19 protein-coding genes are annotated in these 25,240 nt (G+C 66.6%); 14 read left to right on the forward strand and 5 right to left on the reverse strand.

Annotated features, from left to right (window positions below; translation table 11 throughout):
• Positions 1-33 precede the first annotated feature (33 nt).
• Genes infB through typA form a run of 4 tightly spaced genes read left to right on the forward strand, consistent with a single transcriptional unit; the run spans position 34 to position 6,111 of the window.
• Complete coding sequence (infB, locus tag IB258_RS23265) at positions 34-3,075, forward strand: translation initiation factor IF-2 (RefSeq protein ID WP_054450992.1); 3,042 nt, start codon at positions 34-36, stop codon at positions 3,073-3,075.
• Positions 3,076-3,099: 24 nt separating this feature from the next.
• Entirely contained in the window at positions 3,100-3,501 is a 402-nt protein-coding gene (gene rbfA, locus IB258_RS23270; RefSeq protein WP_054450993.1) for a 30S ribosome-binding factor RbfA, read from the forward strand.
• A gap of 37 nt (positions 3,502-3,538) precedes the next feature.
• Complete coding sequence (gene truB, locus IB258_RS23275; RefSeq protein ID WP_054450994.1) at positions 3,539-4,291, forward strand: tRNA pseudouridine(55) synthase TruB; 753 nt, start codon at positions 3,539-3,541, stop codon at positions 4,289-4,291.
• On the forward strand, positions 4,288-6,111 hold the full coding sequence (gene typA / locus IB258_RS23280; RefSeq protein WP_054450995.1) for a translational GTPase TypA: 1,824 nt from the start codon (positions 4,288-4,290) through the stop codon (positions 6,109-6,111). The genes truB and typA overlap by 4 nt, the downstream gene beginning before the upstream one ends.
• A gap of 78 nt (positions 6,112-6,189) precedes the next feature.
• Here typA and cynR read toward each other — a convergent pair whose 3' ends face one another.
• A complete protein-coding gene (cynR, locus tag IB258_RS23285) occupies positions 6,190-7,101 on the reverse strand; it encodes a transcriptional regulator CynR (protein ID WP_192353272.1) in 912 nt (303 codons plus the stop codon).
• A 153-nt stretch (positions 7,102-7,254) separates the two neighbouring features.
• Between cynR and IB258_RS23290 the strand changes: the two genes are divergently transcribed.
• From IB258_RS23290 to IB258_RS23305, 4 genes are all read left to right on the forward strand, one after another.
• Positions 7,255-8,481, forward strand: a complete 1,227-nt coding sequence (locus IB258_RS23290) for a muconate cycloisomerase family protein (RefSeq protein WP_054450997.1) — start codon at positions 7,255-7,257, stop codon at positions 8,479-8,481.
• A 42-nt stretch (positions 8,482-8,523) separates the two neighbouring features.
• Complete coding sequence (locus IB258_RS23295) at positions 8,524-9,438, forward strand: dioxygenase (protein ID WP_192353273.1); 915 nt, start codon at positions 8,524-8,526, stop codon at positions 9,436-9,438.
• A 110-nt stretch (positions 9,439-9,548) separates the two neighbouring features.
• Positions 9,549-10,895 carry an MFS transporter gene (locus IB258_RS23300; protein ID WP_054450999.1) on the forward strand — a complete coding sequence of 449 codons (1,347 nt, stop codon included), beginning with the start codon at positions 9,549-9,551 and terminating at the stop codon, positions 10,893-10,895.
• 22 nt (positions 10,896-10,917) lie between these two features.
• Positions 10,918-11,706 carry a 1,6-dihydroxycyclohexa-2,4-diene-1-carboxylate dehydrogenase gene (locus tag IB258_RS23305; protein WP_054451000.1) on the forward strand — a complete coding sequence of 263 codons (789 nt, stop codon included), beginning with the start codon at positions 10,918-10,920 and terminating at the stop codon, positions 11,704-11,706.
• A 13-nt stretch (positions 11,707-11,719) separates the two neighbouring features.
• On the opposite strand, the gene IB258_RS23310 is transcribed toward IB258_RS23305, so the two are convergent.
• Entirely contained in the window at positions 11,720-12,658 is a 939-nt protein-coding gene (locus tag IB258_RS23310; protein WP_054451001.1) for a LysR family transcriptional regulator, read from the reverse strand.
• A gap of 129 nt (positions 12,659-12,787) precedes the next feature.
• On the opposite strand from IB258_RS23310, the gene IB258_RS23315 reads away from it, so the two are divergent.
• On the forward strand, positions 12,788-13,771 hold the full coding sequence (locus IB258_RS23315) for a tripartite tricarboxylate transporter substrate binding protein (RefSeq protein WP_082400683.1): 984 nt from the start codon (positions 12,788-12,790) through the stop codon (positions 13,769-13,771).
• Between the two features lie 43 nt (positions 13,772-13,814).
• Entirely contained in the window at positions 13,815-15,239 is a 1,425-nt protein-coding gene (locus tag IB258_RS23320; RefSeq protein ID WP_054451003.1) for a M20 family metallopeptidase, read from the forward strand.
• 88 nt (positions 15,240-15,327) lie between these two features.
• Here the strand turns inward: IB258_RS23320 and IB258_RS23325 are convergent, their stop codons facing one another.
• Complete coding sequence (locus IB258_RS23325; RefSeq protein WP_042792592.1) at positions 15,328-15,954, reverse strand: TIGR00730 family Rossman fold protein; 627 nt, start codon at positions 15,952-15,954, stop codon at positions 15,328-15,330.
• 64 nt (positions 15,955-16,018) lie between these two features.
• Between IB258_RS23325 and polA the strand changes: the two genes are divergently transcribed.
• The 3 genes from polA (at position 16,019) to IB258_RS23340 (ending at position 20,555) form a co-directional block, all read left to right on the forward strand.
• Positions 16,019-18,736 carry a DNA polymerase I gene (gene polA, locus IB258_RS23330; protein WP_119450566.1) on the forward strand — a complete coding sequence of 906 codons (2,718 nt, stop codon included), beginning with the start codon at positions 16,019-16,021 and terminating at the stop codon, positions 18,734-18,736.
• A gap of 118 nt (positions 18,737-18,854) precedes the next feature.
• A complete protein-coding gene (locus tag IB258_RS23335) occupies positions 18,855-19,694 on the forward strand; it encodes a ZIP family metal transporter (protein ID WP_054451005.1) in 840 nt (279 codons plus the stop codon).
• Positions 19,695-19,766: 72 nt separating this feature from the next.
• Positions 19,767-20,555, forward strand: a complete 789-nt coding sequence (locus IB258_RS23340) for a dienelactone hydrolase family protein (RefSeq protein ID WP_125470911.1) — start codon at positions 19,767-19,769, stop codon at positions 20,553-20,555.
• Between the two features lie 75 nt (positions 20,556-20,630).
• Here IB258_RS23340 and IB258_RS23345 read toward each other — a convergent pair whose 3' ends face one another.
• On the reverse strand, positions 20,631-22,292 hold the full coding sequence (locus tag IB258_RS23345) for a Na/Pi cotransporter family protein (RefSeq protein ID WP_054451007.1): 1,662 nt from the start codon (positions 22,290-22,292) through the stop codon (positions 20,631-20,633).
• Between the two features lie 192 nt (positions 22,293-22,484).
• Here IB258_RS23345 and IB258_RS23350 point away from each other — a divergent pair, with 192 nt between their 5' ends.
• Complete coding sequence (locus tag IB258_RS23350) at positions 22,485-23,876, forward strand: L-serine ammonia-lyase (RefSeq protein ID WP_119450578.1); 1,392 nt, start codon at positions 22,485-22,487, stop codon at positions 23,874-23,876.
• A gap of 39 nt (positions 23,877-23,915) precedes the next feature.
• Here the strand turns inward: IB258_RS23350 and IB258_RS23355 are convergent, their stop codons facing one another.
• Positions 23,916-25,043, reverse strand: a complete 1,128-nt coding sequence (locus IB258_RS23355; protein WP_192353274.1) for a lactonase family protein — start codon at positions 25,041-25,043, stop codon at positions 23,916-23,918.
• Positions 25,044-25,240: the final 197 nt, after the last annotated feature.

Genomic DNA, 25,240 nt, shown 5'->3' on the forward strand with positions numbered 1-25,240 from the left:
TGTAATAGCTGCATATAGGGAAGAGAGAGCCTAATGTCGAGTAATACCGTCGCGCAGTTCGCTACCGAGCTGAAAATGCCTGCCAATGTGCTGCTGGATCAGCTGCGCTCGGCTGGCGTTGACCTCAAATCGGTCGACGATTCCGTCACCGACAGCGACAAGGCGAAATTGCTCGAATCGCTGCGTCGCGCCCACGGCGCGACCGAAGGCAAGAAGATCACCTTGACGCGCCGCCAGACGTCCGAGATCCGCCAGGCGGATGCCACCGGCCGTTCGCGCACGATCCAGGTCGAAGTGCGCAAGAAGCGCGTGTTCGTCAAGCGTGATCCCTCCGAAATCGCCCTGGAACAGGCCGCGTCCGCGCGTGCCGAAGATGAGGCAGCCGCCGAAGCGGCGCCGCAGGAAGTGTCGGCGCCCGTCGCACCCGAAGCTGCCGCTCCTCGCGAGACCGCTCCCGTCCAGGCTGAGGCTATTGCCCCGGCCAAGGCGGAAGAGCCCGTTGCTGCAGAAGCGCCCGCGCCGGTCGAAGCGCCCGCGCCTGTTGAATCCGTCGCGGCCGAAGCGCCCGCTCCCGTCGAGGCGAAAGCCGCCGAAGTCCAGGCCCAGCCTGAACCCGAACCGACGCCGGCGCCTGCTCCTGCCGAGCCCGTGGCCGAAGAGGCCAAGCCCGAAGTCAAGACTGAATCCACCGAGCCCAAGGCTGAAGAAGCCAAGCCGGAACCCGTTGTGCTAGCCAATAAGTCCGAACCATCTTCCTCCCAGGCCGCCGCGCCTGTCGCCCAGGCTCAGCCTGCCGCGAAGTCCGAACCCGTCAAAACCGCCGCGAAGCCCGAGCCCGCCGCGCCCGCCGTCAAGGTTGGCAACCGTGCGGACAACCGCCGCGCCGGCCCGCCTCTCGCGGCTTCCGCCGCGCCGGCGGCCCGCGACGAGGCCCGCCGCAAGGCCGAGGCTGAAGCCGCCGCTCTGCGCGAGATGCTGAACCGTCCGCGCAAGGTGCTGCGCGCTCCCGAACCGGAAGCGCCCGCCGCTGCCGCGCCGATCTCCGGCACGCTGCACAAGCCGGCTGGCAAGCCGGGCGCCGCTCCCGGCGCCAAGAAGGACGCCAAGCCCGCCGCTCCCGGCGCGAAGAAGACCATCAAGACCGCCGAAGTCGCTTCGACCTGGTCCGATGACGCTTCGCGCAAGAAGCCCGCGGACAAGCCGGCAGCCCCGGCCAGCCGCGACGGCTGGCGCGCTGGCGGCAAGGGCGGCGGCAAGGGCGGCCGAGGCGGCCGCAACCAGCAGAACGATCGCCGCAACGAGCCGGCGCCGCAGGAATTCATCGCGCGTGAAGTTCACGTGCCGGAAACCATCAGCGTGGCCGACCTGGCCCACAAGATGTCCGTCAAGGCCGCAGAAGTCATCAAGCAATTGATGAAGCTGGGCCAGATGGTCACCATCAACCAGGTGCTGGACCAGGAAACCGCCATGATCGTGGTCGAGGAACTGGGCCACGTGGCAATCGCCGCCAAGCTGGACGACCCGGAAGCCTTCCTGGACGAAACCGCCAGCGTGTCGGAAGCCGAACAGCTGCCGCGCGCGCCGGTTGTCACCGTCATGGGCCACGTCGACCACGGCAAGACCTCGCTGCTGGACTACATCCGCCGCGCCAAGGTTGCCGCGGGCGAAGCCGGCGGCATTACTCAGCACATCGGCGCCTACCACGTTCAGACCGAACGCGGCATGGTGACCTTCCTTGACACCCCGGGCCACGAGGCGTTTACCGCCATGCGTGCCCGCGGCGCCAAGGCGACCGACATCGTCATCCTGGTCTGCGCGGCCGACGACGGCGTGATGCCGCAGACCCGCGAAGCCATCCACCACGCGAAGGCCGCAGGCGTTCCGATGGTCGTGGCCATGACCAAGATCGACAAGCCCTCCGCCAACCCCGACCGCGTCAAGCAGGAACTGGTTGCCGAGGAAGTGGTGCCGGAAGAATACGGCGGCGACGTGCCGTTCGTGTCCGTGTCGGCCAAGACCGGCGAAGGCATCGACGATCTGCTGGAAAACCTGCTGCTGCAGGCCGAAGTGCTGGAACTGAAGGCTCCCGTCGACGCGCCCGCCAAGGGCCTGGTGATCGAAGCTCGTCTCGACAAGGGCCGCGGCCCGGTCGCGACCATCCTGGTGCAAAGCGGCACCCTGCACCGTGGCGACGTGGTGCTGGCCGGCGCAAGCTTTGGCCGCGTGCGCGCCATGCTGGACGAAAACGGCAAGCCTATCCAGGAAGCCGGTCCGTCGATCCCCGTGGAAATCCAGGGCCTGACCGAAGTGCCGGCCGCTGGCGACGAGCTGATGGTGCTGTCCGACGAGCGCAAGGCGCGCGAAATCGCGCTGTTCCGCCAGGGCAAGTTCCGCGACGTCAAGCTGGCCCGCCAACAGGCCGCCAAGCTCGAGTCCATGTTCGACAACCTGGGCGAGGGCACGCAGACCCTGGCCCTGATCGTGAAGACCGACGTCCAGGGTTCGCAGGAAGCGCTGGTGCAGTCCCTGGTCAAGCTGTCGACAGACGAAGTGCGCGTGCAGGTCGTGCACGCCGCCGTGGGCGGCATCTCGGAAAGCGACATCAACCTGGCCATCGCCTCGAACGCCGTCGTCATCGGCTTCAACGTCCGCGCCGAAGCCAGCGCCAAGAAGCTGGCCGAGAACAACGGCATCGACGTGCGCTACTACAACATCATCTACGACGCCGTGGATGAAGTGAAGGCAGCCATGTCGGGCATGTTGGCGCCCGAGAAAAAGGAAGAAGTCATCGGCTTGGTCGAGATCCGCGAGGTTTACAGCATTTCCCGCATCGGCAACATCGCCGGTTGTATGGTGCTGGACGGCCTGGTGCGTCGCGATTCGCAAGTCCGCCTGCTGCGCAACAACGTGGTCCAGTGGACCGGCCAGCTCGATTCGCTGCGCCGCTTCAAGGACGACGTCAAGGAAGTCAAGTCGGGCTTCGACTGCGGCCTTACGCTGCGCGGCAACAACGACATCCAGGTGGGCGACCAGCTGGAAGTCTTTGAAATCAAGGAAATCGCGCGTACGCTGTAAGGCGACCGCGAGGCATTTTTTCTAATGAGCCGTCACAAGTCCAAAGCCATCCCCGGCCGCAATCTGCGGCTGGCCGACCAGATCCAGAAGGATCTGGCCGGGATCATCCAGCGCGAGATCGACACGAGCCGCGCTGGACTGATCACGCTCTCTGGTGTGGAATTGTCGACCGACTACGCGCATGCCAAGGTGTATTTCACGGTTCTGGGCGCCGAGCCCGAAGCCGCGACCGCCTTGCTGAACGAGAAAGCCGGTTGGCTGCATTCCCAGCTGTACAAGCTGCTGCACATACATACTGTCCCCACTTTGCGCTTCTTCCACGACGAGCAGATCGCCCGTGGCATCGAAATGTCGATCCTCATCGACCGCGCAAACCGGCCCGGCCCGCATTCGGGCGTGCCCGACGAACCTGAAGACCAGTCCTGATCGGGCTGTCGTCACTGCTTTAAACCGGATTCCGACGATGGCTAAACGACGCGGGCTTACGCTCGACGGTGTGCTGTTGCTCGACAAACCCGTGGGTTTGTCGAGCAACCACGCCCTGCAACGCGCCAAACGCGCCATGGACGCGGCAAAAGCCGGCCACACTGGCACGCTGGATCCCTTCGCCACCGGTCTGCTGGTGTGCTGCATGGGACGCGCAACCAAGATTTCCGGCGCGATGCTCAACGCCGACAAGGCATATCGCGCTACGCTGCAATTTGGCTCCGAAACCGACTCCGGCGACCTGACCGGCAACGTCGTGTCCACCGCCGAGCCGGGCTTTACCGTGGATGAGCAGGCGCTGCGCGACGCGCTGTCACGTTTCTCGGGCACGATCGAGCAGATTCCGCCCATGTATTCGGCGCTCAAGCGCGACGGCAAGCCCTTGTACGAGTACGCGCGCGCCGGCATCGAGCTGGAACGGCCGCCGCGCCAGATCACGATTTACCGCATCGAACTGCTGTCCCTGAACGGAACCGAGGCAGAGATCGATGTGGCATGCAGTAAAGGCACATACATCCGGACGCTGGCCCAGGACATCGGGCGCGTGCTGGGCTGTTACGCCCACCTGACGGCGCTGCGGCGCACGCACGTCGGGCCGTTTTCCCTGGAACGCGCCGTTGCGCTGGATGCCTTGCAGGCCATGCCAGACCCCAAGCAGGCATTGCTTGCATTGAACGAATTGCCGGAGGGCTTGCTGCCCTCCACCCTGACCTTAAAGGACTCGCTATGACTCGCGCCTTGCGCAACGTCGCCATCATCGCCCACGTGGACCACGGTAAAACCACCCTGGTCGACCAGCTGCTGCGCCAATCCGGCACCTTCCGCGAAAACCAGGCGCTGACCGAACGGGTCATGGACTCGAACGACCTGGAAAAAGAACGCGGCATTACGATTCTGGCCAAGAACTGTGCCGTCGAATACGAAGGCACGCACATCAACATCATCGACACCCCGGGACACGCGGACTTCGGCGGCGAAGTCGAGCGCGTGCTGTCCATGGTCGACGGCGTGCTGCTGCTGGTGGATGCGGTTGAAGGCCCCATGCCCCAGACCATCTTCGTGACCCGCAAGGCGCTGGCCCTGGGCCTGAAGCCCATCGTCGTGGTCAACAAGGTCGACCGTCCGGGCGCCCGCACCGATTTCGTCATCAACGCCACCTTCGACCTGTTCGACAAGCTGGGCGCCACCGACGAGCAGCTGGACTTCCCGGTGATCTACGCCTCGGGCCTGTCGGGCTACGCCGGCCTGAATCCTGAAGTGCGCGAAGGCAACATGCGCCCGCTGTTCGAAGCCATCCTCGAACACGTGCCGCAGCGCGACGACGATCCCAATGGTCCGCTGCAGATGCAGATCATCTCGCTGGACTACAACAGCTACGTCGGCAAGATCGGCGTGGGCCGCATCAACCGCGGCCGCATGCGTCCCGGCATGGAAGTGGCTTACAAGTTCGGTCCTGAAGGCCAGGGCGGCCGCGGCCGCATCAACCAGGTGCTGAAGTTCCACGGCCTGGAGCGCATCGTCGTGGACGAAGCCGAAGCCGGCGACATCGTGCTGATCAACGGCATCGAAGAGCTGGGCATCGGCTGCACGGTGACCGACACCGCCAATCAGGACGTGTTCCCGATGCTGCGCATCGACGAGCCCACCCTGACCATGAACTTCATGGTGAACACCTCGCCCTTGGCCGGCCGCGAAGGCAAGTTCGTGACCAGCCGCCAGCTGCGCGACCGCCTGGACCGCGAACTGAAGTCGAACGTGGCGCTGCGCGTGCGCGACACGGGCGACGACACGGTGTTCGAGGTGTCGGGCCGCGGTGAACTGCACCTGACCATTCTGCTGGAAACGATGCGCCGCGAAGGCTACGAGCTGGCCGTGTCGCGTCCGCGCGTGGTGTTCAAGGATATCGACGGTGTGAAGTGCGAGCCGTTCGAATCGCTGACCGTCGACGTCGAAGACGCCCACCAGGGCGGCGTGATGGAAGAGCTGGGCCGCCGCAAGGGCGACCTGCAGGACATGCAGCCGGACGGCCGCGGCCGTACCCGCCTGGAATACCTGATCCCGGCTCGCGGCCTGATCGGTTTCCAGAACGAGTTCCTGACGCTGACGCGCGGCACCGGCCTGATGAGCCACATCTTCCACGAATACGCGCCCATCAAGGAAGGCTCGATCGGCGAGCGCCGCAATGGCGTGCTGATCAGCCAGGATCACGGCGACGCCGTGGCCTACGCCCTGTGGAAGCTGCAGGATCGCGGCCGCATGTTCGTGAGCCCGGGCGATGCGCTGTACGAAGGCATGATCATCGGCATCCACAGCCGCGACAACGACCTGGTCGTGAACCCCATCAAGGGCAAGCAGCTGACCAACGTGCGCGCCTCGGGCACCGACGAAGCCGTGCGCCTGGTTCCGCCGATCCAGATGTCGCTGGAATACGCCGTGGAATTCATCGACGACGACGAACTCGTGGAAATTACGCCCAAGTCGATCCGTCTGCGCAAGCGCTTCCTGCTGGAAAACGAGCGCAAGCGCGCCGCGCGCGAATCCGCCGTCTGATGGCATGGCGCGCAGCTTGGCTGCGCTGCTACAAAGAAACGCAGCCTTCGGGCTGCGTTTTTTTTGGGGGCCGCAGTGTCAGGGGCGGTTCGCGCTTGCCGCGCCAGGCAGGCGCTGCACCGCGTCCAGCAGCCGGGCGGCGAACTCCTGGGCGGCGCGGCTGCGCGAGGCTTCCTTGCGCCACAGGATGGCCGCGCGGCGGATGGTGGTGGGGTCGGTCAGCGCGATGCTCTTCAACCCCGATCCGGCCGCGCCTGCCGCATGCTCGGCGGCGATGGTCGCCAGTTCGCCCTGCCGGCACAGGTGGATCAAGGCGTCCACCGACTCCATTTCGACCCGCACGTCGGGCGTCAGCCCTGCCTGGGCGCAGGCCGCGTCTATCATGCGGCGCGTGGCGAAACTGCGCGGCAGCAGCGCCAGCGGCACACCCGCGAGATCGCGCATGCGCAGGCTGCGCCGCGAGGCCAGCGGGTGGTTTTTGCCAACCACGACCTGCAGGCGTTCGTCGAACAGGGGTTGCGCCTCGATTTCGTCGCGCAGCGCCGGATGGAATGAAATGCCCAGGTCCAGCTGGCCGCTGACCAGCAGGTCTTCAATGGGGCCAGCCCGCAGATCGCGCACCTGGATCTGGACCTTGGGAAAGGCCAGGCTGAATCCGGCCACCGCGTCCGGCACGAAATGGGTCAGGAAGGTGGGGATGACGCCTATGGTCAGGGACCCCGCCTGCAGGCCGGCCAGATCCGCCAGCGCCATCTTGCCGGCTTCGATTTCCTGTAGCGCCCGGCTGGCGTGGTCGCGCAGCACCCGGCCCGCCTGCGACAGGCGCAGCCCCCGGCCGATGCGGTCGAACAAGGGCATGCCCAGCTCTTCTTCCAGCTGGCGCAGGCCATGCGACAGGGTGGATTGGGTGACGTGCAGGGCGTCGGCCGAGCGGGTCAGGTGCTCGGTGTCGGCGACGCTGAGAAAGTAGCGCAGCTGGCGCAATTCCATCGAGGGGCTCCTGGCGCTATGCCGGTCTGGGCGGTCGATGATTGTAAGTGTATCGTTCGACCATATCGAATGATAAATGCAATATAAATCATTGGATGCAAAACCGGCCGAGCCCTAACCTTGCCGCATCACTCACGCAGGGCTTCAGGCTTTATGACATCCGTTTCGACCCCGGCTCCGATCACGGCAGACGATGCCACCTGGCGCATCGAGCGCATCCACGCAAGAATCGTCGACATCCCGACGATCCGGCCGCACAAGTTTTCGTTCGGCGCCATCAACCGGCAAAGCCCGGTGATCGTGCAGCTCTGGCTAGCCAACGGCGCCTGCGGTTTTGGCGAAGCGGCCACGATAGGCGGCCCGTCGTGGAACGAGGAATCGCCGGAAACCATCCTGCATGCGATCCAGAACTACCTGGCTCCCGCCGTGGCCGGCGCGGATGCGCGCAGATTCGCCGAACACCTCAACCGCTTCGATGCGGTCTGCAAGGGCAATACCTTCGCCAAGAGCGCGGTCGAGATGGCGCTGCTGGACGCCGTGGCGCGCAGCCTGGGCGTGCCGGCCTGGCAATTGCTGGGCGGCAAGCGCATCGAACGCCTGCCGCTGGCCTGGACGCTGGCCAGCGGCGATTCGCAACGCGATCTGGAGGAGGCCGAGCAGATGATGCAGGCGCGCCGCCATCGCCTCTTCAAGCTCAAGATCGGCGCGCGCAGTCCGGCGGACGACGTGGCGCACGTGACGCGCATTGCGCGCGGCCTGGACGGCCGCGCCGACATGACGGTGGACGTCAATCAGGCCTGGGACGGCAACACCGCCCGCCGCTATCTGCCGCAACTGGTGGAGGCCGGCGTGACCCTGATCGAACAGCCCGTGGCGAAGTGGGACGTGCAGGCGCTGCGCGAAGCGACGCAGTCGCTGGGTTCGGCCGCGCTGATCATGGCGGATGAAACCGTGTGCTCCGCGCAGGACGCCTACATGCTGGCCGCGCAGCGCGCCTGCCATGTGTTTTCCCTGAAGGTCGCCAAGCACGGCGGGTTGCTGCGCACGCGCGAGGTCGCGGCCGTGGCGCAAGCGGCCGGCATCGGCTGGTACGGCGGCACCATGCTGGAAACCTCGCTGGGAAGCGCGGCGTCGGCGCACGTGTTCGCCACGCTGTCCGACCAGCACCACGGTTGCGAACTGTTCGGCCCGCAATTGCTGGTCGACGACATCGTCGAGCAGCCCATGACCGTGCGCGACTTCGAACTCCACCTTCCCGACGGCCCCGGCTTTGGCGTCGTCGTCGACGAAAAACGGCTGGAACGTTTTGACCGCGCAAGGGCGGGCCTGACGCCCGCCACGGTCGACTTCGGCCGCCGCGGCGAGGCCGCTGCGACCTGACCCATCACTTTCCCGATCATTCCAAAAAGCAGGAGACGCATCATGGCTGAATATACCCAGCAACAACTACTGGACCTGGTCAACAGCTCCCAGGTCAATCCGGGCAACGACCGCGTGCGGCAGATCACGCAGCGCATCGTGTCGGACCTGTTCCGCGCGATCGACGATCTCGACATCAAGCCCGATGAATTCTGGGCGGGCGTGGACTGGCTTGCGCGCCTGGGCGGCAGCGGCCAACTGGGGTTGATCACGGCAGGCCTGGGCTTTGACCGCCTGATCGACATCCGCGAGGAAGAGGCCGACGAGGCCGCCGGCCGTGCCGCCGGCACGCCGCGCGCGATCGAGGGACCGCTCTACATCGCGGGCGCGCCCTTGTCCGACGGCGAAGCCCGCCTGGACGAGGATCCCGCAGCCGGCACGGTGCTGGTGATGGAAGGGCAGGTGCGTGACGTGGACGGCAATCCCGTCGCCGGCGCGCTGGTGGACGTGTGGCACGCCAACGAGCTGGGGCGTTATTCGCACTTCGATCCCGACCAGGCGGACTACCACCTGCGCCGCAAGATCAAGACCGACGCGCAAGGCCGCTACCGCTTTCGCAGCTTCATCCCGCCGGGCTACGCGATTCCGCCGAACAGCCCCACGTCCGAACTGTTCGGGGCGCTGGGCCGCCATGGCAACCGGCCGGCCCACATCCACTTACTGGTGGCGGCCGACGGGCAGCGCACCTTGACCACGCAGGTCAACATCCCGGGCGACACCTTCCTGGACGATGACTTCGCCTTCGCCACGCGCGACGGCCTGGTGGTCGAACTGCAGCCCAATACGCCGGCCGCCGGCTATGAGAGCCTGGGCGTGAACGCGCCGTTCACGCGCGTCTGTTTCGACTTTGTGCTGCAGCCGGCGCTGGACGCCGACGAGGCCCGTCCGCAAGCCCGCATGGACCGCGCCACCGCCTGACCGATGCCCGGGCGGCGCCCGCAAGCGGCGCCGCCATTTTTTCCCCCAAATCACCTAGAACAACCCGCAGGCGCGAGGCCGGGTTCGGCCGCGCCATGGAGACAACCATCATGACCGCGACTTCCAGCTGGTCGATTCCGACGCTGATCGACCAGGAACGACTGGGCGCCTTTCAATGGCGCGTGTTGATCCTGTGCTTTCTGATCGCGCTGTTCGACGGCTTCGACACACAGGCGATCGCCTTCACCGGGCCGGCGATCCTGGCCGCCTTCGATCTGAAGGCGGGCGCGCTGGCGCCCATCCTGACCGCTGGCATCGTCGGCATGACGGTGGGCGCCATGACCCTGGGCCTGATCGGCGACCGCATCGGCCGCCGTCCGGCCATCATGCTGGGGCTGGCCCTGTTCGGCCTGTCCACGCTCGCGACGGCCTGGGCCACCGACACCACCCATATCCTGGTGCTGCGCTTCATCGCCGGCCTGGGCATGGGCGGCTGCACGCCGGTGCTGCTGGCGCTGGCCGCCGAGTACGGTCCGGCCCGTTTGCGCGGCGCCATCATGACCGGCGTGCTGCTGGGCCTGCCGGCCGGCGCCATGCTGGGCGGCCTGTTGGCCGCCCGCATGCTGCCCGTCATCGGCTGGGAAGGCATCTTCATCGTGGGCGGCCTGGCGCCGCTGGTCCTGCTTGCCGTCGCCTTTCTGATGCTGCCCGAGTCGCTGTACTTCAAGGCCACGCGCCGCGATCCGGAAAGCCAGCGCTACATCGCGCGCGTCTTGTCGGCCATCTCGCGCCGCAAGCTGGACGCCGACACGCAGTTCACCGTGCCGGAGGAATCCGTCGCGCGCGCCGGCGTCGGCGCCTTGTTCTCGGATGGCCACGGCGCCAAGACCGTGGCGATCTGGGCGGTGTACCTGCTGAACTGGGTGGCGTGGTTCATGCTGCTGTCGTGGCTGCCCACGGTGCTGAAGGCCGCGGGCCTGCCCGCCGAGCAGGCGCCCATGGGCACGGTCATCGTCAACGCCGTCTTCATCATCTGCGCGATTCCGCTGTCCTTCGTGCTGCCGCGCGTCAACACGAGGAGGCTGCTTGGCGGCATGTTCGCGCTGGGCATCGTGGTGGCCGTCGGCCTGAGCCAGGCCGGCGACAACTGGACGCTGGTCTTCATCCTGGTCGGCGCGGCCGGCTTCGGCATCGGTGGTCAGCAGATTGCACTGAACTACCTGGTCGTGGGCGCTTACCCCACCGCCTTGCGCGCCACCGCCACCGGCTGGGCTATCGGCATGGGCCGCGCGGGCGCGATCGCGGGTTCGGCCATCGGCGGCAGCTTCCTGGCCTGGGGCGGACCGTCGGGATTCTTCATCGCGTTGGCGATACCCCTGGCGGTCGCGGCCCTGGCGGTGCTGAGCCTCAAGCTCAAGCACGCGCGGCCGGACGGCGCGCTTTCGGCGGCCCATTGATATAGCAAAGGACGATACAAGCATGAGCACACATCTACGCTTCGAGGGCCTGGTGGCCCTGGTCACCGGCGCCGCCCAGGGCGTGGGCCGGGCAACGGCCCGGCGCCTGGCGGCTGAAGGCGCGCACGTGGTCGTGGTGGACCGGGCGGAGGAGCAGGGCGCCGCCGTGGCCGAGGAGATCCGCGCCGCGGGCGGACGTGCGAGCTTCGCACAGGCCGATCTGGAAACCCATGAGGGCGCGCAGTCCATGGTGCGCGCCGCGTTGGAGATCAACGGCCGCATCGACGTGTCGGTGCATAACGTGGGCGGCACGATCTGGACCCGGCCGTTCTGGGAATACACGCCGGAGCAGATGCAGCGCGAGGTCAACCGTTCGTTGTGGCCCACGCTGTGGTCCTGCCGTGAAGTCATACCGGTGATGCGGGCGCAGGGCGCGGGCGCCATCGTCAACGTGGGTTCCAACGCCACGCGCGGCATCTACCGGGTGCCGTATTCGGCCTCCAAGGGCGGCGTGCACGCCGCCACCGTCTGCATGGCGCTGGAGCTGGCGAAGTCGGGTGTGCGTGTCAATTGCGTGTCGCCGGGCGCGCTGGACAACGGCGTGCGCGCGATTCCGCGCAATCACGAGACGCCATCCGCGCAGGAAGCCGCCTGGGTCAGCGAGATGTATGCCTCCTGCCTGCGCGACACGCCGCAGGACCGCCTGGGCCAGGCCGAGGAAGTCGCCGCGGCGATCTGCTTCATGGCGGCGCCCGAGGCGTCCTACATCACCGGGCAGATCATGTATGTGGCGGGCGGCGACATAGGCTGAAGACCTGGCTGGCTCAGCTGGCCTTGCGCCCGGCCGCCAGCCAGTCCAGGAAATCGCGGCCCGGTCCCTGGTCGCGCACGATCGCGCCGATGGGCTGGAATGAACCGGGCGATTCGATGCGCACGCGCTGGAAATGTCCGTGCTGCATGTACCAGTTGCCCAGGGTCTGCGGCACCATGGCCAAGGCCTTCTGCGCCTGCATGACGGCGATGAGCAGCGGCATGGGCGGGGCGGCGCTGCTCAGCCGGCACAGCCGCGGCACCACGCCGGCGCGTTCGAAGAAGGCCTTGAAGACCGCATGGATGGCCAATTCCGGGCGAGGTTCTATCCATAGTTGGGATGCCACCTGCGCCAGCGTGGGGGCGTCATCCGGATCCAGCAGCGGGTGGCCGGCAGCGGCTACGATCACCGCCGCGTCTTCCTGCAGCGGCACGAATTCCAGGCCGGCGGGCACGGCCTCCGGACGCCGGCACAGCAACATGTCCAGGCTGCCGCTGGCGGCTTGCGGCAGTAGTTGCTCGCGGCTGCCTTCCACCACCTCTACTTGCAGTCCGGGCCGCGCGTTCATGTAGGCGGGCAGGCGCTCGGCCAGCAGGCCGCCCGTGGCTGCCGGGATGGCGCCCAGGCGCAGATTGCCCGTGGCGCCCTGGCGCAGGGCCGCCACCGAATCGGTGGAAGCGCGCAGCGTCGTCAGCATGCTGCGGGCGCACTCCGCCATGAGCTGGCCGCTGCGCGTGGTGCGCATGCCGCGGGCATGGCGCTCGAACAGTTGCACGCCCAGCAGATCTTCGATGTCGGCCAGCGCATGGGTGGCCGCGGGTTGGCTCAGGCCGATATGGCTGGCCGCCTGCTGAATGCTGCCGAGGTCGGCGATGCTGGCCAGCAATTGCAGGTGGCGCAGGCGGCCTTTGGCGAGCAGGCGGGACAGCAGGGTGGCGGGAGCGACGTCCATGGCTCGGGGAGGGAAGCTATTCAAAATACGAATATATCCACGCATTAATGTATTTGAAATAAGGATATGCCCTGGACACAATGCAGCGATCCCTTACATCGCTTCCCGTTCCCCAGGAGTGGCTGGTCCATGAAGTCCCGTCTGCTGCACGCGCTGGTTTGCGCCGTAACTTTCAGTGTTTCGTCCCTGGCCGCCGCCCAGGATGCCTATCCCTCCCAGCCCTTGCGGCTGATCGTGCCGTTCGCGCCCGGCGGGTCCACGGACGCGCTGGCCCGCGCGGTGGCCGAGGGCCTGCGCAAGGAACTGGGCCAGAGCGTGGTGGTGGAGAACCGCGCCGGCGCGGGCGGCCTGCTCGGCACCGAGGCGGTGGCCCGGGCCGAACCCGACGGCTACACGCTGGGCATGGCCACGGTCAGCACCATGGCCGTCAATCCGCTGCTGTACGGCACCAAGCGGGTCAACCCCGAAACGCAGCTCAAACCAGTGGCCTCGGTGGCGACGGTGCCGGTCGTGTGGATGGTGAATCCGGCGTTTCCGGCGCAGGATTTTGCGCAGTTCCTGGCTGAGCTGCGGGCTCATCCGGGCAAGTATTCCTATGGTTCGCCCGGCGTCGGTTCACTTGGCCACCTGAATCTGGCGGCGATGAATGCCGATCTGAAGGTCGATGTGCTGCACGTGCCGTACCGCGGCATGGGGCCGGCGCTGACCGCCGCGGTGGGCGGCGAGGTGCAGGTGCAGCAGGACCAGTACGCGTCCGCGCAATCGCTGGTCAAGGCCGGCAAGCTGCGCGCCATCGCCGTGTCGGCGCCCGCGCGGATGCCTGACATGCCGGACCTGCCGACCATGACGGAACTGGGTTATCCGCAGCTGAACGCGCTGGGCCAGACCTGGTTCGGCCTGGTCGTGCCCGCCGGTACGCCCGATGCCGTGGTGCAGCGCCTGAATCAGGCCGCAGTGCGTGCGCTGGCCGAGCCCGGGTTGGTGCAGCGCCTGGCGGGCATGGGCGCGCAGCCCGACGCCGGCACGCCGCAGGCCTTTGCCGAGCGCATCGCGCAGACGCTGGCCGCCAACCGCAAAATCATTGAAACTGCCGGCATCAAGCTCGACGAGTGACCTGACCGGTTTTTTCCCCGCCATTACAGCCACAGGAGAAACAATGGGTGCCATCGATAAACTTGCGCCGTTCATCGACGCGCGCAGCGAGCGCTACGCGGAACTGAGCGACCGCATCTGGAGCCTGGCCGAACTGCGCTACGACGAACACAAGTCCGCCGAGCTGCACATCGCGATGCTGGAAGTAGCGGGTTTCCGCGTCACGCGCGACGCCGCCGGCATTCCCACCGCCTTCGTGGCCGAGGCCGGCAACGGCGGCCCGGTGATCGGCATCCTGGGCGAGTACGACGCGCTGTCGGGCCTGAGCCAGGAGAGCGGCGCCTACGCCTGCCAGCCTTCGCCGGAAACGCCGAACGGCAACGGCCACGGCTGCGGCCATCATCTGCTGGGCACGGCCGCGCATTTTGCGGCGGTGGCGGTGAAGGAATTCCTGGAGGCCAACGGCCTGCCCGGCACCATCCGCTTCTACGGCTGTCCGGCCGAAGAGGGCGGCTCGGGCAAGACCTTCATGGCGCGCGCGGGCCTGTTCGACGACGTGGATGCGGCGCTGACCTGGCATCCCGCATCGCACACCGGGATCTTCCACCAGTCCTCGCTTGCCAACATCCAGGCCTATTTCCGGTTTCGCGGCGTTGCCGCGCACGCGGCCAATTCGCCGCACCTGGGCCGCAGCGCGCTGGACGCGGTCGAGCTGATGAACGTGGGCGTGAACTACCTGCGCGAGCACATGGTGCCGGATGCGCGCGTGCATTACGCCGTGACCAACAGCGGCGGCATTTCACCGAACGTGGTGCAGGCCCGCGCCGAAGTGTTGTACCTGGTGCGCGCACCGATCAATTCGCAGGCGTCCGAACTATACGAGCGCGTGCAGAACGTGGCGCGTGGCGCGGCGCTGATGACGGGTTGCGAACTGGAAATCGTGTTCGACAAAGCCTGCTCGAACTACATTCCCAACGGCGTGTTGAACCAGATCATGTACGCCAACATGCTGGCCTTGCAGGGGCCCGATTACACCGCGGGCGAGCAGCAGGCCGCTCGCCGCATGTGGGATGCGATCTCTACGGACGACATCGACAACGCCGGCAAGAACCTGGGCGCGGTGCTGCGCAATCCCACGCCGCTGTTTGCCGGCGTGGCGCCCTACGAGCCCGGCAAGGCTGAGATCACCTACGGTTCCACCGACGTGGGCGACGTGAGCTGGGTCGCGCCCACCGCGCAATGCTGGGGCGCTTGCTACGCCTACGGCACGCCGTTCCATTCCTGGCAGATGGTGGCGCAGGGCAAGATGTCCATGGCGCACAAGGGCATGGTGCACGCGGCCAAGATCATCGCGGCGACCGCCGCCGATCTGTACACGCAGCCCGAGGCGCTGGCGCGCGCCAAGGAGGAACTGATGGAGACGCGCCGCGGGCAACCTTACGTCTGCCCGATTCCGCCGGACGTGCTGCCCTCGTTCATGCGCAAATAACAGGGAAAGGGCCCCCACGCTGCGCACGCTTCGCGCGCTTGCTGCCCCTCCGAGGGGGCGGCAAGCGGGCCTTGAGCTACATGCGATTTCAGGCCGGCAGGGACGGCGCGTATTGCGCGTCCGAATTGACCTTGGCGTGGAATTCCACCACCTTGCGCACCACCTTGACGGGATCGTCTTCGATGATGAAGAGATCCAGGTCATGCGCGCCTATCATGCCATTGGCCAGCACCTGGCCGCCCAGCCATTCGACCAGTCCGGACCAGTACTCGCTGCCCACCAGCACGATGGGAGCGGGCGGGACCTTGCCCGTCTGGATGAGCGTCAGCGCTTCGAAGAGTTCATCCAGGGTGCCGAAACCGCCAGGCATCGCCACATAGGCGAAGCTGTGCATGAAGAAGGTTGCCTTGCGCGAGAAAAAATACTCGAATGACAGGCTGATGGTTTGGTATTCGTTGTTGTGCGCTTCGTGGGGCAGGCTGATGTTCAGACCGATGCTGGTGCCGCCTGCTTCGAACGCGCCCTTGTTGGCTGCCTCCATGATGCCGGGACCGCCGCCGGCGATCACCGCGAAACCCGCATCCGCCAGGGCGGCGGAAATTGCGACGGTGGTTTCATAGTGGGGGGAATTACGGCTGACTCGCGCACTGCCGAAGACGCTGACAGCAGGCCCGATGTTCGCGAGCTTGTCTGCCGCCGTCCGTATCTCTGACATAATCAGCGGAATTTGTTTGTTGGCGGGTGTTTCCGCAGCTATTGCCATATCTGCCTTTGTAACCATGAAAAAAACCTTATTACTGGTCGACGGTTCAAGTTACTTGTACCGCGCTTTCCACGCTATGCCTGATTTGCGCAACGCGCAAGGCGAACCCACGGGGGCGCTCTACGGCGTGGTGAATATGCTGCGCAAACTTGTCTCTGATCATAAGGCAGAGTATGCCGCATGTATTTTCGATGCCCGCGGCAAGACCTTCCGTGACGATATCTATCCGGAATACAAGTCGCATCGCCCGCCCATGCCGGAAGACCTGGCCGCGCAGATCGAGCCCATCCACCGCGCCGTGCGCGCGCTGGGCTGGCCGGTGCTGGCCATCGAGGGCGTCGAGGCCGACGATGTGATCGGCACCCTGGCCAAGCGCGCCGCCGAGCATGACGTGCACACCATCGTGTCCACCGGCGACAAGGATCTGGCGCAGTTGGTCAACAGCCACGTCACCCTGGTCAACACCATGACGGGCGAAGTGCTGGACGAGGCCGGCGTGGTCAACAAGTTCGGCGTGCCGCCCGACCGCATCGTGGATTACCTGATGCTGGTGGGTGACGCCGTGGACAACGTCCCCGGCGTCACCAAGGTGGGCCCGAAGACGGCGGTCAAATGGCTTACGGAATTCGGCTCGATAGACAAGCTGATTGAAGGCGCGGAAGGCGTCAAGGGCGTGGCGGGCAGCAACCTGCGCGAGGCCATTCCCAACTTCCCGCTGACGCGCCAATTGCTCACCGTGAAGTACGACTGCGACCTGGCCGGCCACGTGGACAACGTGGATGACCTGACGCCGCGTCCGCGCGACGATGCGACGCTGACCGAACTCTATGAACGCTACGGTTTCCGCACCTGGCTGCGCGACCTGACCGGCGACGCCGAACGCGTGCCCACGGGCGACGCCCGCGTTGCGCACGAGGCGCCCGCCGCGCCCGTGGAGCTGGATTATCAGATCATTTCCGATTGGGCCGCGTTCGACGCCTGGATGGAAAAGCTGAAGGACGCGCCCCTGGTCGCGGTGGACACCGAGACCACCTCGCTGGACGAAATGCAGGCCAGGATGGTGGGCATGTCGCTGGCGGTGGCGCCGGGCGTGGCGTGCTACATCCCGGTCGCGCATCGCGGTCCGGACAATGCGCCGCAGCTGCCCAAGGCCGAGGTGCTGGCGCGCCTGAAGCCCTGGCTGGAAGACGCGTCCCGCGCCAAGCTGCTGCACCACGCCAAGTACGACGCGCACGTGTTCGCCAATGAAGGCATCAAGCTGGCCGGCATCGCCGAAGACACGATGCTGCAGGCCTATGTGCTGGAATCGCACCGCGGCGTGGGCCTGAACGACCTGGCCCAGCGCTATCTGGGCCGCAGCGGCGTGTCCTACGAGGACCTCTGCGGCAAGGGCGCCAAGCAGATCGGCTTTGACGAAGTGGCGGTGGACAAGGCCGGCCATTACGCGGCCGAAGACTCGGACTTCACCTTGCAGCTGCACCAGGTGCTGCGCCCCATGGTGGCGGCCGATGCGGGACTGAACCGTATCTACCTGCTGGAAATGCAGGTGTCCTCGGTGCTGACCACGGTCGAGCGCAACGGCGTCAAGGTAGACGCCGCGGAGCTTGGCCGCCAGAGCCACAAGCTGGGCCAGGAGATGCTGCAGCTGGAACAGAAGGCCTATGAACTGGCCGGCCAGCCCTTCAACCTGAATTCCCCCAAGCAGCTGGGCGAGATCCTGTTCGGCCGTATGCAGCTGCCGGTGGTGCGCAAGACCGCCAGCGGCGCGCCGTCCACCGACGAAGAGGTGCTGAGCAAGCTGGCCCAGGACTATCCGCTGCCGCAGGTGCTGCTGGAGTACCGCGGCCTGTCCAAGCTGAAGTCCACCTATACGGACAAGCTGCCGCGCATGATCAACCCGGATACCGGGCGGGTGCACACGCATTATTCGCAGGCCGCGGTGATTACCGGCCGCCTGGCTTCGTCCGATCCCAATCTGCAGAACATCCCCGTGCGCACCGAGGCCGGCCGGCGCGTACGCGAGGCGTTCATCGCCGAGCAGGGCATGCTGCTGTCGGCGGACTATTCCCAGATCGAGCTGCGCATCATGGCGCACGTGTCGGACGACGCCAACCTGCAGCGCGCCTTCGCAGCGGGCGAGGACATCCACCGCGCCACCGCTTCGGAAGTGTTCGGCGTGTCGCTGGCCGACGTCTCCACCGACCAGCGCCGCGCTGCCAAGGCCATCAACTTCGGCCTGATCTACGGCATGGGGGTGTTCGGCCTGGCGTCCAACCTGGGTATCACGCGCGATGCCGCGCAGGCCTACATCGACCGCTATTTCGCCCGCTATCCCGGCGTGGCCATGTACATGGACGACACCCGCCGCCGCGCGCGCGAGCAGGGCTACGTGGAAACCGTCTTCGGACGCCGCCTGCAGTTGCCGGAAATCCGCGGCGCCTCGGGTCCGCGCCGCCAGGCGGCCGAACGCGCGGCCATCAACGCGCCCATGCAGGGCACGGCGGCCGACCTGATCAAGATGGCCATGGTGGCGGTGCAGGACTGGCTGGAAGCCGAAAAGCTGCAGACGCGCATGATCATGCAGGTGCACGACGAACTGGTGCTGGAAGCGCCCGACGCCGAGCTGGAACTGGTCAAGGAAGCGCTGCCGCGCCTCATGTGCAACGTGGCGGAACTGCGCGTGCCGCTGGTGGCGGAAGTCGGCATGGGCAAGAACTGGGAGCAGGCCCACTAGGGCCGGAAGCACCCGGTTCCAGGACACATGGGCCGCCTGCGGGCGGCCCATTTCCGTTTTTGGTATTGAAACAATATAATGTTTCGCTTCCCTCCGCCTTAAAGCGTCCCCCCCAAAAATGTTGCTGCTCTGGATTTTGCTCGCCACCGTCACCGGCGGGCTTATCGCCGTCCTTGTCGCCAGTTGGCTGGCCTACAAGGTTTTCGCGCAATACCTGCACCACATGGTCAGCCTGTCGGTGGGGGTGCTGCTGTCGGTGGCGCTGCTGCACCTGCTGCCCGAGGCCTTCGAGACGGGGGTGGGCGATGCCCACGTGCTGTTCGGCCTGATGCTGGCATCGCTGATCGGCTTTTTCGTGCTGGAGAAGATTGCGCTGCTGCGCCACAGCCATCACCACGAGGGCGACGGCCATCACCACCACAAGGGGCATGACCGCCACGAGGCGGGCCGCGGCGGCGTGCTGATCCTGATCGGCAGCTCGCTGCACAACCTGTGCGACGGGGTGCTGGTGGCGGCGGCTTTCCTGACCGATCCGCTGCTGGGCGTGCTGACCGCGGCGTCCATCATCATCCATGAGGTGCCGCACAAGCTGGGTGACTTCGTGGTGTTGCTCAACGCGGGCCTGGCGCGCCGCCGCGCGTTCTCCCTGATCCTGTTCACCAGCTTGTGTTCAGCCGTGGGCGGCATAATAGGGTACTTCGTGCTGCAGCAGGCGCAGCAATGGGTGCCGTATGTCCTGGTGGTTGCAGCCAGCAGCTTCCTCTACATTTCGGTGGCCGACCTGATGCCGCAGATGCACGAACGGGTATCCCTGGCCGATGCCGTCCCGCAATTGCTGCTGGTCGGCGTGGGCGTGGTGCTGATCTACAGCGTCACCACGGTGATGCACCATGGGCACGACCACGAGGCCGAAGCCGGCCAGGCCGCGCCGCAAGTGGAGCATGGCCACCGGCACTAGGACAGGCGCGGGGCCGTGCAGGCGCTGACGGGATATCCGGCTTGGTTGATCATCCCTACACAGGAGTTCTTCATGAGTTTTTCCGCCGCAGCCGGCAACGTCGCGCCCACGGTGATCCACACGGACACCCAGGGCCTGGTCCACGGGGATTTCAAACTGCCCGTGGCCGACGGCACGATCGCCGCCTATTACGCCGCGCCCGAAGGCAAGCGCGACCTGCCCATCGTGCTGGTTGTGCAGGAGATCTTCGGCGTGCACGAGCACATCAAGGACCTGTGCCGCCGGGTCGCCAAGGCCGGCTACCTTGCCGTCGCCGCCAATCTGTACGAACGCCAGGGAGATGCCTCGGTCTACACCGACATCCCGAAACTCATTGCCGAGCTGGTCAGCAAGGTGCCGGACGAACAGGTGTTCGCCGACCTGGACGCCAGCGTGGCCTGGGCGGCCGCGCACGGCGGCGATCCCAAGCGCGTGGCGGTGACTGGCTTTTGCTGGGGCGGTCGCCTGACCTGGATGTACGCCGCGCACAATCCCGACGTGAAGGCGGGCGTGGCCTGGTACGGCAAGCTCAGCGTGGGCCATGGCCCGCTGATCAAGCGCGTTGCCTTCGACGTGGTCAACGAACTGCACGCCCCGGTGCTGGGCCTGTATGGCGGCAAGGACGCCAGCATTCCGCTGGCCGACGTCGAAACCATGAAATCCAAGCTGGCCGCCGGCAACGACAACGCCCGGCGCTCGGAATTCGTGGTGTATCCCGAGGCCGACCACGCCTTCCTGGCGGACTACCGCGCCAGCTACAAGGCCGAGGCCGCGCAGGATGGCTGGAAGCGCATGCTGGAGTGGTTCAAGCGCTATTTGTAGGATGCGGGGCAGCGAAAGCTGCCCAAGAGCGCGGTGAAAAAAGCCGACCACATAAGGTCGGCTTTTTCGTTCTGCTCAGTTCCCAGCCTCGCGCAAGCGGCTGGGCAGCAGTTCGCCGTGCCGCGCCAGCAGCGGATAGGCCGCCGCGCCGACCAGATGGGAATTGATGCCCTTCATGTCGCGCAGGATGTCCAGGTAGAGCGCGCCCACCTCGGCGGCGTCGACCTCGCCGCCCTTGATTTTCTGCAGGTGCGTGTCCGCGGCATGGGTTTCGATCGAGCGGAAGCGCGCCTTTTCACCCGCCAGCGCACGGGCCTGGCGCAGGTCGTCGTTGACGAATAGGGCGGCGGCGGTGCGCTGGTTGGCGATGAGCTGGCCCAGCGTGTCGTCCAGGCTGGCGCGCTGTTCGGGCGAAAAGATCCAGCCCTGCTTGCGCAGCTTGGCGACGTGGCTGAGCAGGCCGTGGTGGGCGATGTCGCCGGCATGGCCGATATTGCTGGTGAAGGCCAGGATGTCGTCCAGGCGCTGGATGTCCTCGCGCGTCATGTTCTCCTGGTCCAGGGTGGCCAGGTAGGTGGTGATGGCGTTTTCCAGCTTGTCCAGCGCGGCGTCCAGCTGGCGCGCCTGCACCATGCGGTGGCGGTTGTCGCGCTTGAAGCCGGCGCGGGCGTAGAGCAGCAGCGTCTGCAGCATGTCGGCCATGCGCAGGGCCTCGCGCGCGGCGTTGCCCAAGGCCACGGCGGGCACGTCATGAGCCCATTCATCCAGGTACTGCGGGCGCGACGGGTCGTTCGGATCCGCGCGCTTGGGAAGCCAGCGCGTCAGCAGGGCGGCGTAGGGCGTCAACAGCGGCAGGAACACCAGGGCGATGACGGCGTTGAACAGGGTGTGGAAGTTGGCCACGGCGCGGGCTGGGTCGGAGGCCAGATCGCTCATCATCGGCTGCAGGTAGGGCAGCAGTATCAGCCCGATCAGCACGCCCAGCACCCGGGTCAGCAGGTTGCCCAGGGGCAGGCGGCGCGCGGCGGGGTCGTCTCCGGTCACGCCTTCGATCATGGGGTTGATGGCGGTGCCCAGGTTGGCGCCCAGCACCAGCGCGAAGGCTACGTGCGGGGCCACCATGTGGTGGCTGGCCAGCGACATGACCAGCACCACCACGGCCACGCTGGAATGCGCCGCCCAGGTGAAGGCGGCCGCCAGCAGTACCGTGGCCACGGGCTGGGTCGCCAGCGCGTCCAGGATCATGCCCAGCATGGGCGCGGTCTGGAAGGGCTGGAACAGTTCGACCAGTTGGTGCAGCGACAGCAACAGCAGGCCCAGGCCGATGAAGACGCGTCCCAGGTCGCGCGTGCGGCCCGGCGGGTAGCGGCGGAACATCCATACGCCCGCGAGGATCAGGATGGGGGCGAGCGAGGTCAGGTCGAAGGACAGCAGCTGGACGATGAGCGTGGTGCCGACGTTGGCGCCCAGCATGGCGGCCAGGGCCGGCGCCAGGCCGACGACGCCGCCGGCCGCGAAGCCGGTGATCATCAGGCCCGTGGCGGTGCTGCTCTGCAACGCGGCGGTAATGCCCAGTCCGGCGGCGAATGCCCGCAGCCGGGTTCCCAAGGCCTTGCCCAACGCCGCGCCCAGGGCGGCCCCGAAGGCGCGCTGCACGCCTGTTTGGACCATATGCACGCCCCAGAGGAGCAGGGCGACGTAGCCGGCGAAGTCAAGCAGGGTAATGAGTCCGGACATCCTGGCGTATTTCCATTCTTTTATGACAAGTAATAATTCTGTAATGATCGCATGCGCGGCGCTGCCGGGGGAACCTGTCCCCGCAATACAGCATACGCCTGCGGGCGCATCTACGGGGCAGGACGCTAGCTGCGCGTGGGCTGGCCTACGCGTATCATTGCCTCATCAATCGCAGATGCAATGGAGTTTTGCGTGGCTGTTTCCGTATTCGACCTGTTCAAGATAGGCATAGGCCCGTCTAGCTCCCATACGGTGGGCCCCATGCGGGCCGCCCTGTTGTTCGCGCAAGGCCTGGAGCGCGACGGCCTGATGCCCAATGTGGCCACGGTGCGCGCCGAGCTTTACGGCTCGCTGGGCGCCACGGGCAAGGGCCACGGCACCGACAAGGGCGTGCTGCTGGGCCTGATGGGCGAAGCCCCCGACACCGTCGACCCCGCCGCCATCGCCGGCATGATCGCGTCGGTGCGGGCCAGCCGCCAATTGCCGCTGCTGGGACGCTATCCGGTTCCTTTCGTCGAAAAGGAACACATGATGTTCTACCGCCGCGAAGCCATGGCGGAACATCCTAACGGCATGAAGTTTCACGCCTTTGACGCCAATGGCGAATCCCTGCGCGAGGCCCGCTACCTGTCGGTGGGGGGCGGTTTCGTGGTGACGGCCGGCGCGTCCAACAGCCAGGTCATCGCCGCGCACGACCAGTTGCCGTACCCGTTCCGCATGGGTCGCGAACTGATGGGCATGTGCAGCGAGAGCGGCCTGTCGGTGGCGCAGCTGATGATGAAGAACGAGCTGACCTGGCGCGACGAGGCCGAGGTGCACGCCGGGCTGGACCGCATCTGGCAGGTCATGCAGGACTGCGTGTCGCGCGGCTGCGGCATCAACTATCCGGAAGCGGACGGTGAACTGCCCGGCCCCCTGCGCGTGCGCCGCCGCGCGCCCGAGCTTTACCGCAACCTGACCCAGCGCGCCGAGCGCACCCTGTCCGATCCCCTGTCCGTGATGGACTGGGTCAATCTGTACGCCATGGCGGTCAACGAAGAGAACGCCGCGGGCGGGCGCGTCGTGACGGCGCCGACCAATGGCGCGGCCGGCATCATCCCGGCAGTGCTGCATTACTACGACCGCTTCGTGCCTGGTTCCAACCGCGAGGGCGTGCGCGACTTCCTGCTGACCGCGGCGGCCGTGGGCCTGCTGTACAAGTACAACGCCTCGTTGTCGGGCGCCGAAGTCGGCTGCCAGGGCGAGGTCGGCGTGGCCTGCTCGATGGCGGCGGGCGGCCTGGCCGCGGCCCTGGGCGGCACGGTCGAACAGGTCGAGAACGCGGCCGAGATCGGCATGGAGCACAACCTGGGCCTGACCTGCGACCCCGTGGGCGGCCTGGTGCAGATCCCCTGTATCGAGCGCAACGCCATGGCCTCCATCAAGGCCGTGAACGCTGCCCGCATGGCGCTGCGCGGCGACGGCCAGCACTATGTGTCGCTGGACTCCGTCATCAAGACCATGCGCGAGACCGGCGCCGACATGAAGACCAAGTACAAGGAAACCGCGCGCGGCGGGCTGGCGGTGAACATCGTCGAGTGCTGAGGGCACGGGGTGACGACGATGCGGGAGGGCGAGCGGCTGTCATGGCCTCGGGGTTCCTTCCCGAAGCAAGGGAAGAACGCAGGCCGGGGAGGAAATGGCAAACGGCACGCCTGCAGCCTGCAGCTGGCCGCTGTCCGGGTCGATGCGCAGGCAGGAAATGCGGTGCTCGTCCTGGCTGGCGACCAGCAGGAAGCTGCCGTCCGGGGTGATGGCGGCGTCCCGCGGGGTGCGCCCGCCGGCGGGCCACAAGCCTATCGGCTCAAGCCAAGGGGCGGATTCCAATAGCCGAAATCCTGCGATGCTGTCGTGGCCGCGGTTGGTCGCGTAGAGCCAGCGTCCGCTCGGATGCAGGCAAAGCGCGGACGCGGAGTTGGCGTTTTGCCAATCTGCCGGCAGCGTGCCGATCCGGGCGAGCGCGTGTGCATGGGGATCGCGTGCCGTGGGCAGTTGAACGACGCTCACGCTATTGGACAGTTCGTTGAGCACGAAGGCGTGGGTACCGGCCGGATTCAGCCGCAGGTGGCGCGGCCCGGAACCTGGTCCTATCTGCACCTGCAGGTCCGGGAGCAGATCCAGCGCGGCGCCCCGCAAGGCATGGCGGGCGACGCTGTCGGTACCCAAGTCACACAGGTAGACCGCATCGCCGGACGGGGTCGGCTGGGCGCAATGCACATGGGGGCTCGCCTGGCGGTCGCTGCGCGGACCGCTGCCATGGCGCACGATGATGTCGGGCGGGGCGCTGGGCAACCCCTGCCCGTCGAGCCGGTAGCTCAGGAGTTCGCCGCTGCCATAGTTGGATACGAAGAGGCGGTCCGCCGCAGGCGTCAGGCTGATGTGGCAAGGGCTGGCGCCAGGCGTAGGCACATTGAGCAAATGCCGCAGCGTGGCCGCGTCGTCGACCGCGTAGACGTCGATGCTGGCGCCTACTTCCTGCTCGCTCACGCCGTACAGCAGGTCGAGGGACGCGGAATGGCACAGGTAAGAGGGATTGACGCCATGGCTGTCCACCTGCAATTCACGCAGCGTGGCCGTCCCGGCGTCGAACCTCAGCAAGTGGATGCCGCGCCCTATGCCGTGCACATGCGGCATCGGCCGCGTATACGTGCCCACGGCAACCAGCCAGCTGCCCGTTCCGCGGGCCGGGGAGTGCGTACTCGATTCAGCCACGGTCTGCCCTCGACATCACGTCTATCCATACGGCCAGGACCAGCGCCAGGCCCCTGAAATTATGCGCCCACCCCATTGAAGCAGGAATGTCTGATGTTGGTCGTCTTCGGGGTCTGCCTCGCATCCTGGGGGCCTTTTTTGGCCGGAGCCGGAAAAGACGATGGCCCGCGCAAGCGGGCCATCGAGTCAGGGCTGCA

Source organism: Achromobacter sp. ACM02 (assembly GCF_014851605.1).
GTDB lineage: Bacteria > Pseudomonadota > Gammaproteobacteria > Burkholderiales > Burkholderiaceae_B > Achromobacter > Achromobacter aegrifaciens.

What these genes read in the sequence shown, in the direction of transcription:
- cynR (WP_192353272.1), bottom strand. Translation starts at nt 7,101, where the DNA reads ATGGAATTGCGCCAGCTGCGCTACTTTCTCAGCGTCGCCGACACCGAG.
- IB258_RS23340 (WP_125470911.1), top strand. Translation starts at nt 19,767, where the DNA reads ATGAGTTTTTCCGCCGCAGCCGGCAACGTCGCGCCCACGGTGATCCAC.
- IB258_RS23315 (WP_082400683.1), top strand. Translation starts at nt 12,788, where the DNA reads ATGAAGTCCCGTCTGCTGCACGCGCTGGTTTGCGCCGTAACTTTCAGT.
- rbfA (WP_054450993.1), top strand. Translation starts at nt 3,100, where the DNA reads ATGAGCCGTCACAAGTCCAAAGCCATCCCCGGCCGCAATCTGCGGCTG.
- IB258_RS23290 (WP_054450997.1), top strand. Translation starts at nt 7,255, where the DNA reads ATGACATCCGTTTCGACCCCGGCTCCGATCACGGCAGACGATGCCACC.
- IB258_RS23295 (WP_192353273.1), top strand. Translation starts at nt 8,524, where the DNA reads ATGGCTGAATATACCCAGCAACAACTACTGGACCTGGTCAACAGCTCC.
- truB (WP_054450994.1), top strand. Translation starts at nt 3,539, where the DNA reads ATGGCTAAACGACGCGGGCTTACGCTCGACGGTGTGCTGTTGCTCGAC.
- polA (WP_119450566.1), top strand. Translation starts at nt 16,019, where the DNA reads ATGAAAAAAACCTTATTACTGGTCGACGGTTCAAGTTACTTGTACCGC.
- IB258_RS23300 (WP_054450999.1), top strand. Translation starts at nt 9,549, where the DNA reads ATGACCGCGACTTCCAGCTGGTCGATTCCGACGCTGATCGACCAGGAA.
- IB258_RS23320 (WP_054451003.1), top strand. Translation starts at nt 13,815, where the DNA reads ATGGGTGCCATCGATAAACTTGCGCCGTTCATCGACGCGCGCAGCGAG.
- IB258_RS23345 (WP_054451007.1), bottom strand. Translation starts at nt 22,292, where the DNA reads ATGTCCGGACTCATTACCCTGCTTGACTTCGCCGGCTACGTCGCCCTG.
- infB (WP_054450992.1), top strand. Translation starts at nt 34, where the DNA reads ATGTCGAGTAATACCGTCGCGCAGTTCGCTACCGAGCTGAAAATGCCT.
- IB258_RS23325 (WP_042792592.1), bottom strand. Translation starts at nt 15,954, where the DNA reads ATGTCAGAGATACGGACGGCGGCAGACAAGCTCGCGAACATCGGGCCT.
- IB258_RS23305 (WP_054451000.1), top strand. Translation starts at nt 10,918, where the DNA reads ATGAGCACACATCTACGCTTCGAGGGCCTGGTGGCCCTGGTCACCGGC.
- IB258_RS23310 (WP_054451001.1), bottom strand. Translation starts at nt 12,658, where the DNA reads ATGGACGTCGCTCCCGCCACCCTGCTGTCCCGCCTGCTCGCCAAAGGC.
- typA (WP_054450995.1), top strand. Translation starts at nt 4,288, where the DNA reads ATGACTCGCGCCTTGCGCAACGTCGCCATCATCGCCCACGTGGACCAC.
- IB258_RS23335 (WP_054451005.1), top strand. Translation starts at nt 18,855, where the DNA reads ATGTTGCTGCTCTGGATTTTGCTCGCCACCGTCACCGGCGGGCTTATC.